Raw genomic sequence first — 11,897 nt, 5'->3', positions numbered from 1 at the left:
TCTCTGGTTGAACACATGTTTAGTATATTAAACACGCGTTCAATGGTAAAGCAAGAACTTTACGAAGATGTCGTGTCATGCTGTTTCTGCGGACTGAATCCGCTGGTCAAACCTCCGGCAGCGGTCGATGTCCGGAGCATCCGCTCTGTTCGAACGGCCCGCCGGATGCCCGCGAAACGCTACTGTCGGGGTATGCCTGACACCGAGAACGTCTCGACATCGGACCACCTCCGCGACGCACTCGACGGCCCATGGCGCGCGGTACGCGCCGAGGCCAGGGTGCAACTGGCCGGAGATCAGTTCACCGGCGATCCGTCTCTGGACTACCGCGCGGCACGGGCACGGGTGCTCGAGCAGATGCGGGCGATCGCATCGATGGGCTACGCGGAGCGTGGTTTCCGACGCGAGAACGGGGGCACGGGGGAACCGGGGGAGGCAGTGGTCGCACTGGAGATGTTGGCGTACGCCGACCTGTCGCTGTGGGTGAAATCGGGTGTGCAGTGGGGGTTGTTCGGCGGCGCCGTGGAAAACCTGGGGACCGAACGGCATCGCGATGTGGTCAAGCGGCTGATATCACTGGATCTGCTCGGTTGTTTCGCGATGACCGAATCCGGACACGGCAGCGATGTCGCGAATCTCGAGACGACCGCCACCTACGATCCGCAGACCCAGGAGTTCGTCGTCCATTCGCCGACACCGTCGGCGCGCAAGGACTACATCGGCGGTGCGGCCGAACATGCCAGGATGGCAGCGGTTTTCGCGCAGTTGATCACCGAGGGGAAGAGTCAGGGCGTGCACTGCTTCCTGGTGCCGATCCGGGATGAAAGCGGCGCCGATCTGCCGGGAGTGACCACCTACGACGACGGCCTCAAGGGCGGTCTGCTCGGTGTCGACAACGGACGGATCACCTTCGATCAGGTCCGCATTCCCCGGGAGAACCTGCTCAACCGGTATGCCGATGTCGCACCGGACGGCACCTACCGCTCCGATATCGAGAATCCGAGCCGCCGATTCTTCACCACCCTGGGCACTTTGGTGCGCGGGCGGGTCAGCGTCGGAGGTGCCGCCGCGGCCGGTGCCCGGGTCGCGTTGAGCATTGCCACGCGATATGCGCTGAAGCGTCGCCAATTCTCGGATCCGGACAGTGGCCAGGAGACCCTGCTGCTGGACTACCGCAGTCATCAGCGACGGCTGCTGCCCTTGATCGCCCGGTCGTACGCACTCGCGTTCGCACAGAACGACCTGGTCCGTCGCATGCATCTGGTGCAGACCGGTCAGGACCTCGATCCGGGTGCGCAGCGCGCCCTGGAGAAACGGGCCGCGGGACTCAAGGTCGCACAAACCCGATTCGCCACCCGCGCCATCCAGGAATGTCGCGAAGCCTGCGGCGGCGCAGGCTATCTCACCGAGAACCGCCTCGTCACGCTCAAGGGCGATACCGACGTGTTCACCACCTTCGAGGGCGACAATGTCGTGCTCACGCAATTGGTGGCCAAGGAAGTGCTCACCGCCTACTCCGATGAGATCCGCGATCTGGACGCGCTGGGCTGGGTGCGCTTCGCCGCCACCATGGCCGGTGATGTGGTGCGCAAGCGCTCCGGTGTGCGCCAACTTATTCAGACGCTGCGCGACCGCAGTGATGACACGGTCGACGACGGCGACCTGTCCCGCCGCTCGGTGCAGCTGCAGCTGTTCGCCGATCGCGAGGACTATCTGGTGCGCACCGCCGGACATCGGCTGCAGGCCCGCGCGAAGGACACCGCACCGTTCGAGGCGTTCAACAATGCGCAGGACCATATCCTCGCCGCGGGCGCCGCGCATATCGACCGGCTGGTCCTCGAGGCGTTCATCGAAGGCATTGCCGGGATTGCGGATCCGGCGGCTCGCGAGCTCGCCGAGACCGTCTGCGATCTGTACGTCTACTCGATGCTCGAGGAGAACCAGGCGTGGTTCATCATGCACCGGTTCATGTCGGTCGAGCGTGCGAAGGCGGTGCGTCGCGGTGTCAATGAACTGGTCGACCGGCTGCGACCGGATGCGCTGACACTGGTCGAGGGCCTGGGGGTGCCGGAGAACATGCTGCGTGCGGCGCTGCTGGATGATGCGAGCGTGTTCGATCGGGTCGGCAGTCATACGACGGTGTCGATCTAGGAGTCGACGCGCAACCGCTGCGTGAGAAATCGTCCGGTGAGCTTCCAGCACACGACGACCAGCGCGATCGCTACCGCCGTACCGCCGAGAATGTCGGTCGGCAGATGATAGCCGAGGCCGATCATGCCGACCGCGGCACAGACCAGTGCGACGGTGGCGATCAAGCTGGTGACGACACGCGCCCGCATCGAGTCGGTCAGCACGACGAACGCGGCGGCGATCGCGACCAGATGCACGGTATGTCCGCTCGGATACGCGAGATAATCGTGCAGCGGTCGATCCCACAGCGGTTTGAGCACCCAGCTGTTGAGCCCGACCACGACCTCGGGAATCACCACCATCGCCACGGCCCGCCGCCACTGCCGCCGAAAGCCGAACCAGGCGGCGCCCGCGAGCAATAGCGGGATCAGGATGTAGCCGTTGCTCGGGATCACCAGCACTTCATAGCCACCGGAATGGTCGTCCATCGCCGAGTGGATCGGCCGGGCGAGTGCGCGATCCAGATCGGTGGCCGCGCCGTCGCGGGGAAAGGTCAGCGGCAGCGCGACCGCGACGCCGAGGCCGACGAGCACCACGCACAGCACGACGAGGTTCGCCCGGACCCGGCCGAGCCACCCCTCCCATTTGACGATCACCGCTCGACGATAGGGCACTCGCGAACAGACCCCGTCGGTCGCTGGCGCACGGTCGGATGCCGGATCGGATCAGCAGCCCGTCGAATCGCCGCTGGACGCACTCACCAACCGACAGCGCGAAACCGCGGTACTGGTCGCGACCGGCATGACGAACCGAATGATCGCGACCCAGCTGCAGATCTCGGAATGGACCGTGGTCGATCACGTCCGGCAGGTGATGCAAAAACTGCACTGTCGGTCGCGATTACACCTCGCACTCGTGGTCGAGCGCGGCCCCACAGTCCGGAGCAGTCGACCCCCGTCGTCACCCCGGCCCGTAAGTCAATATCGCGATGACCACAAACCAGATCACCCAGGCGAAGGCGATCAGCATGCCCACTGCCAGGGTGATCCGCATGAACGCCCGCCCGAGATCCATATCGCCCGCCTGCCGCGGATACAGCTTCCACGGGCTGTACCAGGGCGATTCGATGACCAGCCCCGATGCGTTGGCATCCCTTTCGGCCTGCGCCAACTCCTCGGCATATGCCTCCGCCTGCGCCTGGTTCGGGCCACCGTGCCACAGCGTGATATCGATCGGGCCGAGGAAGCCCTCGTTGATCAGCTCCTGCGGGGCGGGCAGATAGGGCAGGATGCCCAGGCTGCGGAATGCCACCGCGACATCGTTGGCCGTCCACAGGTGGATATTCTTCTCGGAATCGGCCAGCGTCTCGAAATAGTGCCGCAGCCGTTCCGGATCGCTGCCGAGGATCACATCGAAACTCGGATCGCTCCACTCCTGTTTGATCGATAGTTCGGCCCCGCGCAGCGGCACGATCAGTGCGACACCATGCACCGCGCGCTGGCCGAGACCGCGCGCGGCCAGCCAATTCTGCAGTGCGAGTGTATGTTCGCGCGATTTGTCCAGCGGCGTGCGCCGATCGCGGCCCTCCACGGCGACCGGTTCGCCGGAAATCGTCCACGGCCCGCTGAGCGGTACCTCCAGTACGCCGTCCTGGCGCGCGACCAGCGCCTCGGCCTCGATCACCACGCAACTGGTCGGGGTCCAGACCACGGCGTCGAACTGATGCAGCCGATCATTATGGAACAGACTGCAATTCACCGTGGCGACACCGTGTGGGCTGGCCGGATCCTTCCAAGTGCGCAGCCAGTCGATCAGCGCCCGCTCGGCATTGGTGCCTGCCGGGTTCTGTACTCGCACGAGCATTCGCGACCGCCCTTCACGTCATCACTCGATGGTGGCAAGGATACGGACAACACGGCCCGATTCGCCGCGCCTACGACCAGACGCGGCGTGTTACTGCGGTTGTTCGGCGGCGATCTTTCCAGCCCGCACCGCATCTGCCAATTCGGCGTGGTCGGCCTCGGTCCGATCGGCATAGCGCACCGCGAAGCGCGCGACAGCATCCTCGAACGACTCGTCACCGTCGAAATACCCGGCGAGCAGGCGCGGATCGAGCGAACGCGAATGTGCGCGGGCCAGCAGCGCGCCGGCCAGCCTGCCGTAGTCGTCGAGATCGTCCGAGGACAGCGCCGCCGGATCGATGCTGCCCTTCATATTGCGGAACTGGCGCACCGTGAACGGCAGTTCGCCGGTCTCCGAGCGCAGTGTGGTCCAGCCGAGCAGAATATCGGTCTCGGACTGAACCAGCCTGGCGCCCTGCACGATTCGCTCGCCCTCGTGCGCTGGCGGCGGCGCGGGCAGGAACGGTGCAAGGGCCGACGGATTGGCCTGTTTCAACTGCAGCACCAGTGCCTCACCCGCATTACCGTGCAGCAGCGCCACATAGCTGTGCAGTCCGACGCTTCCGGTGCCGACAATGCGGAAGGCGGTGTCGGACACCGCGAATCGGGCCAGCAGGTTGCGCCGAGACTCGCGCAGGGTATCGCCGTAGCGCTCCAGACCGTCGATGATCTCCTCGGCGACCTTTGCGTCGACCGTCGTGAGAATCGGCGGGTCACTGACGAATCGGTGCTTGCTGATCCCGGTCTCGTGGTCCTCCAGATGTTCGGTCCACTTCTCGACCACCTTGGCGCTGGTATTCTTGCGCGCCTTCTTCGCGGCCTTCTTGAAGTCGTCGAGCAGATCATCTGCCCTTGCCCTACTGATGATCGACTCGTCCGGCAGCGCGCTCCACGATTCCATGAACGGTTGCTCGGCCAGATGATCGATGGCGAGGCGATAGGACCGGGCCGCATCCCGCGCGGCCCGCAGGCAATCGTCTTCGGCCGCACCGCCTTCGCGGCCCGCCAGCACCAGACTGGCCGCCAAGCGCTCCAGATCCCACTCCCACGGGCCGACGATCGTTTCGTCGAAATCATTGATGTCCATGACGATTTCGCCGCGCGGCGTGCCGTACAGGCCGAAATTCGCGGCGTGCGCGTCCCCGCAGATCTGCGCGGGCACCCCGGTGTCCGGACTGCCCGCGAGATCGGCGGCCATCAGCCCGGCAGCGCCGCGATAGAAAGTGAACGGCGAGGCGAGCATCCGACCGATCCGCAGCGGTATCAGATGCGGCAACCGACCAGCATTGCTCGCGGCGATGAAGTCGAGCACGTCCGGTCGCGTCGACGAGGTGACCGCTCGATCCCGGGCCGAGACCGGAACCCGTTGACGCAGCGTCCGCCCGCGGGCACGGACGTCCTCCGCAGGAACATATGAGCGAAGATCGATACCACTGTCCAGCACAACGGTCCAGGTTAGTCAGACGCGTGCGGGAGCGCCGAAGTCCGGGTTCGCGGTCAGGTTGCGGGCACCGCGGGATCGACCGGCGTGATCGGCAGTCGCAGCGCGCCGGGGGCGGAGGCGGGCACCGTGGGATGCTTCGGGGCGACGGGGGAGATCCGCCGGTACGCCGAACCCAGTTCCGGACGCGGGTCGGCCTCGTCCTTATTGGGCCAGAAGGCCATTGCGCGCTCGGCCTGGGCGGTGATTGTCAGCGACGGATTGACACCGAGGTTGGCCGTGACCGCCGAACCGTCCGCGACGTGCAGTCCAGGGTGGCCGAATACCCGCTGATATGGGTCGACCACACCGGCCTGCGGCCCCTCTCCGATCACGCAACCGCCGATGTAGTGCGCGGTGGCCGGGATATTCAGCACATCCATGATCAGGCCGTGGGTATCGCCGTTCACCTTGGCGCTGAACCGGCGTCCGATATCGTGCGCCATCGGAATCCAGGTCGGATTCGGTTCGCCGGTGCCCTGTTTGGTCTTCAACTGCCCGCGTTTGCGGTAGGAGGTCAGCGAATTGTCCAGTGACTGCATCACCAGCAGGATCACCGACTTCTCCGAGGCGCGGTGGGCATTGAGGCTGCGCAGGAATACCAACGGGTGCAACACGATTGCCAGCAGGAAGCGCAGGAATCGGAACGCGCCGCCGTCCACGATCGGCACCGACATCGGGAACAGCGCGTTCTGGCCTTTCCCGTAATGGCAGACCTCGATGTGGGTATCGGCCTCCGGATGGATCGAGGAGGTGATAGCGATGCCCTCGGCGAAATCGCTACGCGAGCGGCTGACCACATTGAGGATCGCCTCGGAATTGCTGCGGGTCAGTTCACCGAGGCGCGGTGACAGATTCGGCAGTATCGCCTCATCGCGCATTTTGTGCAGCAACTTCTGCGTGCCGAGCGCCGCACCGGCGAATACCACCTGTCCGGTGGTAAAGGTCTTGCGCTGCTTGCGGATCCAGCGATCCGAACGCTCGGTCTCGACCGCATATCCGCCGCCGGACAGCGGCCGAACAGCGGTCGCGGTGGTCAGCGGATGTACCTCGGCTCCGGCCTTTTCGGCCAGGTAGAGGTAATTCGTCGTGGTGGTGTTCTTGGCATTGTTCGGGCAGCCGGTGAAACATTGCGCGCAATGCACACAGCCGCGCCGGTGCGGACCCGCGCCGCCGAAGTACGGATCCTCGACCTCGGTGCCCGGATCGGCCTCGTTGAAGAAGACGCCCACATTGGTCGGGTGGAAGGTATCGCCGACGCCCAGATCGTCGGCGATCTCCTTGATCACCTCGTCGGCGGGCGTCATCCGCGGATTCGGGGCAACGCCGAGCATGCGCTGCGCCTGGTCGTAATACGGCGCCAGTTCGGCCTTCCAATCGGTGATATGGGCCCACTGCTTATCGGTGTAGAAGTTCGGCAGCGGCTCGTAGAGGGTATTGCCGTAAATGAGCGAACCGCCGCCCACACCCGCGCCGGAAAAGACCGCGCATTTGCCGAGCACACTGATCCGTTGCGGCCCGGTCAAACCGAGTCGCGGCGCCCAGATCGATTTGCGCACATTCCAATTCGTCTTCGGAATATCCTCGGTGGGCCAGCGCCGTCCGGCCTCGAGCACTCCGACCCGGTAGCCCTTCTCGGTCAGGCGCAGCGCACTGACGCTGCCGCCGAATCCGGAGCCGATCACTACCACGTCGTAGTCGAATGCTGGCATGCTTTCCCTCTCTGAACCGTGCGACAACTGTGTGAGATGGTTTTGCACTCATTCTGTCACTCGGGTCGGTGCGGCGTACCGCACAGCAGGTAAGTACCGAATATATGCGCGACGGCGTGCCCGGATGGCGTGAACCGGGGTCGGTGCGGTATGCACGGGCTGTGACAACCGAATCGGGGAAAACGGAACCGGGCGAACGCTCCGGCGCGGACAACCCGGGAAATGCGGGCGATCCGGCCGCGGGCGGCGTCTTCGCCGACCGCATCTTCACCGTCCCCAATGTCCTGAGCGTGTTGCGACTGGCTGGTGTGCCGCTGTTCCTGTGGTTGCTGCTGGTGGTGCGCGCCGACGGCTGGGCATTCGCGCTGCTGGTGCTCAGCGGCGTCACCGACTTCCTGGACGGCAAGTTGGCCCGCCTGCTCGACCAGTCCTCACGACTGGGCGCACTGCTCGACCCGTTCGTGGATCGGCTGTACCTGGTGACCACACTGGCCGCATTCGTGATCCGCGGTTTGCTGCCCTGGTGGGTTGCGGTGATCCTGATCAGCCGCGATGCCGTCCTGGCCTTGACGCTTTCGGTGTACAAACGCCGCGAACTGGATCCGCCCGAGGTCATCTACCTGGGTAAGGCGGCTACCTTCGCGCTGATGTCCGCGCTGCCGTGGTTGCTGGCCGGTCAGATGGATTGGGCGCTGGCAGGTTTCGGCCGTGCCTTCGGTGGGGCATTCCTGGTCTGGGGCACGGCGGTGTATGTGTGGACCGGCGTGCTCTACATCTGGAAGGCTTTCGCCGTCGCGCGAGCGATACCGGCTGTGCCACACCGCGGGGAGTAGCGATTAGAGTTGCGTCGAGTCGACGACGAAAGGACGGCCTGTGACCCAGACCCCCGAGGATCTGCGCTACACCGAAGAGCATGAATGGGTGCAGCGGATCAGCCCGACCCGGGTTCGGGTGGGAATCACCGACTACGCCCAGTCTCAACTCGGTGACGTTGTGTTCGTGCAGTTGCCTGAAGTCGACAAAGAGGTGGCCGCCGCGGACAGCATTGCCGAGGTGGAGTCGACCAAGAGCGTGTCCGATATCTACGCCCCGCTGGCCGCGAAAGTCGTTGCGGTGAACGGTGTTCTGGACTCGGCGCCGGAAACGCTGAACAACGATCCCTATGGTGAGGGGTGGATCTTCGAGCTCGAATTGAGCGACGAGGCCGACGTGGACGCCGCGCTCGGTGAACTGCTGGATGCCGCAGGTTATCAAGGAGTTATCGGGGGCTGACCCAGCCTTCCCAGTTCTACCTGCACGGGTACGCCCAGGCAGGGTACGGTCAATGCCAACAGATGTGCCGGTGCTTGGCAGCCGGTGTTCTAGCGCCAGGATCCCCAGGTCGTGGCGGTGAAGGCAGCACCTGCTTGCATGGATAATCAGGTTCGAGGAGGAGAGAAACGGTGAGCGAGAACAAAGACCCGGGTTACGGGGAGACCGCGGCCGAGACGACGTCGGTCTTCCGCGCGGATTTCCTGAACGAGGTCGACGCGTCGCGCTCCGCTGAGGCGACCGGCGAACAGCCGGTCCAAGGGGTCGAGGGTCTGCCGGTTGGTGCTGCCCTCTTGGTCGTGAAGCGAGGCCCGAATGCGGGCTCGCGGTTCCTGCTCGATCAGCCGACCACGTCGGCGGGCCGCCATCCCGACAGTGACATTTTTCTCGATGACGTCACCGTCAGCCGTCGGCATGCCGAATTCCGGCAGGACGACGATTCCTTCCAGGTGGTCGACGTGGGCAGCCTCAACGGCACCTACGTCAACCGGGAGCCGGTGGACTCCTCGGAGTTGCAGAACGGTGACGAGGTACAGATCGGCAAGTTCCGCCTCGTGTTCCTCACCGGACCGCGGGTCGAGTCGAGCGATTCGTCGGCGGGTGCGGGCAGCCTGTGACATCAGCGGCACGGATTTCGCGTGTCGGGGCTGTTGACAGGCAAGAACGCTGTGTCATGAAAGACTCGGTGCTATGACGGGCGCGGCGCAGTGGGCTCGCGGAGGTATGTCGATCGGCTCCGTGCTCGACCTGCTGCGACCGGACTTTCCGGATATCACCATCTCGAAGATCCGTTTCCTCGAGGCCGAGGGGCTGATCCGACCCGAGCGCACCCCGTCGGGTTATCGCAGGTTCTCGATCGCGGACTGCGAGCGGCTCAGATTCGTGCTGACCGCACAACGCGATCAGTACCTGCCCTTGAAGGTGATCAAGGAGCAGCTCGAAGCGATCGACAGCGGTGCGGCGACGCTCGGTGTGCGGGAAGCCCGCGCCCGGGCGCACTCCGGCCGCAACGGTGCGCCGGAGCCCGGGCATGCCATGTCCGACTCCGAGCTCACCGCCACACCCGTGGCGCACAGTTCTGCACGCACCGCGCCTCCGCGCAGACTCGGCGTCGTGCCCGGTGAAATCTCGCCCGACGAGCTGCGATTCGATCACGAAATTCGGCTCACTCGGGCGGATCTATTGGCCAGGGCGGAGATCGATGAGAAGTTCCTCGCCGATCTGATCCGGGCCAATCTGATCACGCCGGGCGTCGCCGGTTTCTTCGACGAGGATGCGGTGACGCTGGCCAAGACCGCTAAGGCGATGGCCGAATTCGGCCTGGAGGCACGGCATTTGCGCGCCTTCAAGCTGGCCGCGGACCGCGAGGCCGCGCTGGTAGCGCAAATCGCCGCCCCGATCGCCAAGAGCCGCGATGCCGGTGCGCGGGCCCGTGCGGAGGAAACGGTGCGCGAGTTGGCCGCATTGTCGCTGACACTGCACACCTGCCTGGTGAAAGCGTCGGTGCGGTCCTCACTCGGCGGCTGAGTTCGGCGGGTACATCGGAAGTTCGCTTTGCGTTCCAGACGGACAACACGCCGATTTCGGCTGTGCACAGGGAATGCTGCACGCCTCGAGCTTCGCTTAGACTCGTGGTACGGCGAGCTCTGCAGCGGTCATGCCGGGCGGCCGGCGAGTCATTGGGAGGCAGTGCGATGAGTGAGATGCGCGTAATCGGCATTCGTGTCGAGCAGCCACAGAACCAGCCCGTGCTGTTGCTCCGCGAGGCGTCCGGAGACAGGTATTTGCCGATCTGGATCGGGCAGGCCGAGGCGACCGCGATCGTGCTCGAACAAGAGGGGGTGACTCCGATCCGTCCGCTGACTCACGATCTGATCAAGATCTTGATCGCTGACCTCGGGCACACCCTCAAGGAAGTGCGGATCGTGGATCTGCAGGAGGGCACCTTCTACGCGGATCTGGTTTTCGAGAACGATCTGCGGGTCTCGGCGCGGCCGTCGGATTCGATAGCGATCGCCTTGCGGGTCGGTTGCCCCATCTATGCCGAGGAGCCGGTGCTCGAGGAGGCGGGGCTGGTTATGCCGGATGAGCGCGAGGACGAGGTGGAGAAGTTCAAGGAGTTCCTCGAGTCCGTCTCGCCGGACGATTTCAAGGCCACCGATAGCTGAGTTGACCTGGCGGACTGGCATTGTCGGTTAGGCGCGCCCATATTTCCACTGGCCCTAAAGTAGAGGTCGAGACTCTCACCGCGCGTCGCGTTTGGTCGGATGATGCCGCTCCCGGGACAATCAGGGGGAGTAATCTCGATAGTTGGACCACGTCCGTTATGGCCGGTCGTTGGTCGTTACGGAGCCGGGTCATCGATGAGGCAAGGCGTCGGCGAAGCAAGGGAGTGGTCAGTGGCAGAGCAATCGCAGGATGTGGTACAGCCAGGCCTGTTCCCGGATGACTCGGTACCCGACGATTTGGTCGGCTACCGCGTTCCCAGCGCATGCCAGGTGGCCGGGATCACCTACCGCCAGCTCGATTACTGGGCGCGGACCGGACTGGTCGTGCCCTCCATTCGAGGCGCGGCGGGGTCGGGCAGCCAGCGGCTGTATTCGTTCAAGGACATTCTGGTCCTGAAAATCGTGAAGCGGCTATTGGACGCCGGCATCTCGCTGCAGAACATCCGCATCGCGGTCGATCACCTGCGCAGCCGTGGCGTACAGGATCTGGCGGGCATCACGCTGTTCTCCGATGGCACCTCGGTGTATGAATGCACCTCGCCCGAGGAGGTAGTCGATTTACTGCAGGGTGGGCAGGGCGTCTTCGGAATCGCGGTCAGCGGCGCCATGCGGGAGCTGACCGGAGCCATCGCCAACTTCCCGGCCGAGCGGGCGGTGAGCGGCAGTGCGAGCGAACGTCCGGAGGACGAACTGTCCTTCCGTCGTAAGGCTCGGATGAACGCGAAGACCGGCTAGAGATCGTATCGGGTGCCCGTCGCTACCGCGGCGGGCACTTGTCATATGCGCCGGAGTGATGAGCGCTACACGCCATTCCGGGGTCCAGTGGCGTCATTCGTCGCGTGCGCGACATAAACTGACGATGCGTCGCCGCCGTGCGGGAGAGTTCCGGACTTCACAAGAGTTCGGGCGCCGAAGGAGCAGCACCTCCCCGTCAATCTCTCAGGCAAAAGGACCGTACGGGCTTCGACGTCTCTGGAAAGTGGTGTTCGGCGCACAACGCGGCGATCGCCCGCCCATGGGGAAAGGGGCCCGGAACCTGTCCGTTCGAGGCAGGGTGTCGCGGCGTCCGAATCTCTCAGGCTCCACGACAGAGGGGGAGGGCTGGTACCTGTCGGCACCGTTGGCCGACCCGCCC

The 11,897-nt window shown here is 64.7% G+C and carries 11 protein-coding genes, 1 pseudogene and 1 riboswitch; of the genes and pseudogenes, 8 read left to right on the top strand and 4 right to left on the bottom strand.

Annotation, left to right across the window (positions count from 1 at the left end; all coding sequences use genetic code 11):
- Positions 1–192 precede the first annotated feature (192 nt).
- The gene (locus tag AB0J47_RS10545; RefSeq protein WP_364343236.1) at positions 193–2,151 is read left to right on the top strand and encodes an acyl-CoA dehydrogenase; all 1,959 of its coding nucleotides are present in this window, start codon (positions 193–195) and stop codon (positions 2,149–2,151) included.
- Here the strand turns inward: AB0J47_RS10545 and AB0J47_RS10540 are convergent.
- On the bottom strand, positions 2,148–2,786 hold the full coding sequence (locus AB0J47_RS10540; protein ID WP_364343233.1) for a phosphatase PAP2 family protein: 639 nt from the start codon (positions 2,784–2,786) through the stop codon (positions 2,148–2,150). The two genes, AB0J47_RS10545 and AB0J47_RS10540, sit on opposite strands and share 4 nt — an antisense overlap.
- Positions 2,787–2,877: 91 nt before the next feature.
- Here AB0J47_RS10540 and AB0J47_RS10535 point away from each other — a divergent pair.
- A pseudogene (locus AB0J47_RS10535) lies at positions 2,878–3,036 on the top strand (helix-turn-helix transcriptional regulator); the annotation flags it as partial.
- A gap of 54 nt (positions 3,037–3,090) precedes the next feature.
- Here AB0J47_RS10535 and AB0J47_RS10530 read toward each other — a convergent pair.
- From AB0J47_RS10530 to AB0J47_RS10520, 3 genes are all read right to left on the bottom strand, one after another.
- Positions 3,091–3,993, bottom strand: coding sequence for a nuclease-related domain-containing protein (locus AB0J47_RS10530; RefSeq protein ID WP_364343230.1), 903 nt, complete (start codon positions 3,991–3,993; stop codon positions 3,091–3,093).
- Between the two features lie 90 nt (positions 3,994–4,083).
- Positions 4,084–5,475 carry a DUF2252 domain-containing protein gene (locus tag AB0J47_RS10525; protein ID WP_364343227.1) on the bottom strand — a complete coding sequence of 464 codons (1,392 nt, stop codon included), beginning with the start codon at positions 5,473–5,475 and terminating at the stop codon, positions 4,084–4,086.
- A 53-nt stretch (positions 5,476–5,528) separates the two neighbouring features.
- Positions 5,529–7,223, bottom strand: coding sequence for a GMC family oxidoreductase (locus AB0J47_RS10520; RefSeq protein WP_364343224.1), 1,695 nt, complete (start codon positions 7,221–7,223; stop codon positions 5,529–5,531).
- A 263-nt stretch (positions 7,224–7,486) separates the two neighbouring features.
- On the opposite strand from AB0J47_RS10520, the gene AB0J47_RS10515 reads away from it, so the two are divergent.
- The 6 genes from AB0J47_RS10515 (at position 7,487) to AB0J47_RS10490 (ending at position 11,497) form a co-directional block, all read left to right on the top strand.
- Complete coding sequence (locus AB0J47_RS10515; RefSeq protein WP_364343849.1) at positions 7,487–8,056, top strand: CDP-alcohol phosphatidyltransferase family protein; 570 nt, start codon at positions 7,487–7,489, stop codon at positions 8,054–8,056.
- A gap of 40 nt (positions 8,057–8,096) precedes the next feature.
- Positions 8,097–8,495 (top strand): glycine cleavage system protein GcvH, encoded by a 399-nt coding sequence (gene gcvH, locus AB0J47_RS10510; protein WP_364343221.1) that lies wholly within the window; start codon positions 8,097–8,099, stop codon positions 8,493–8,495.
- A gap of 170 nt (positions 8,496–8,665) precedes the next feature.
- The gene (garA, locus tag AB0J47_RS10505; RefSeq protein ID WP_062985688.1) at positions 8,666–9,151 is read left to right on the top strand and encodes a glycogen accumulation regulator GarA; all 486 of its coding nucleotides are present in this window, start codon (positions 8,666–8,668) and stop codon (positions 9,149–9,151) included.
- A 73-nt stretch (positions 9,152–9,224) separates the two neighbouring features.
- Positions 9,225–10,061, top strand: coding sequence for a MerR family transcriptional regulator (locus AB0J47_RS10500; RefSeq protein ID WP_364343217.1), 837 nt, complete (start codon positions 9,225–9,227; stop codon positions 10,059–10,061).
- Positions 10,062–10,228: 167 nt separating this feature from the next.
- Entirely contained in the window at positions 10,229–10,702 is a 474-nt protein-coding gene (locus AB0J47_RS10495; RefSeq protein WP_364343214.1) for a bifunctional nuclease family protein, read from the top strand.
- A gap of 195 nt (positions 10,703–10,897) precedes the next feature.
- Complete coding sequence (locus tag AB0J47_RS10490; RefSeq protein WP_364343211.1) at positions 10,898–11,497, top strand: MerR family transcriptional regulator; 600 nt, start codon at positions 10,898–10,900, stop codon at positions 11,495–11,497.
- A 130-nt stretch (positions 11,498–11,627) separates the two neighbouring features.
- Positions 11,628–11,727, top strand: a riboswitch (glycine riboswitch).
- The last annotated feature ends 170 nt before the right edge of the window (positions 11,728–11,897 follow it).

This window comes from Nocardia sp. NPDC049737 (genome assembly GCF_040674755.1).
Lineage (GTDB): Bacteria > Actinomycetota > Actinomycetes > Mycobacteriales > Mycobacteriaceae > Nocardia.
The sequence above is the reverse complement of the archived record's forward strand: the minus strand, read 5'-3'. Positions and strand labels throughout refer to the sequence as shown.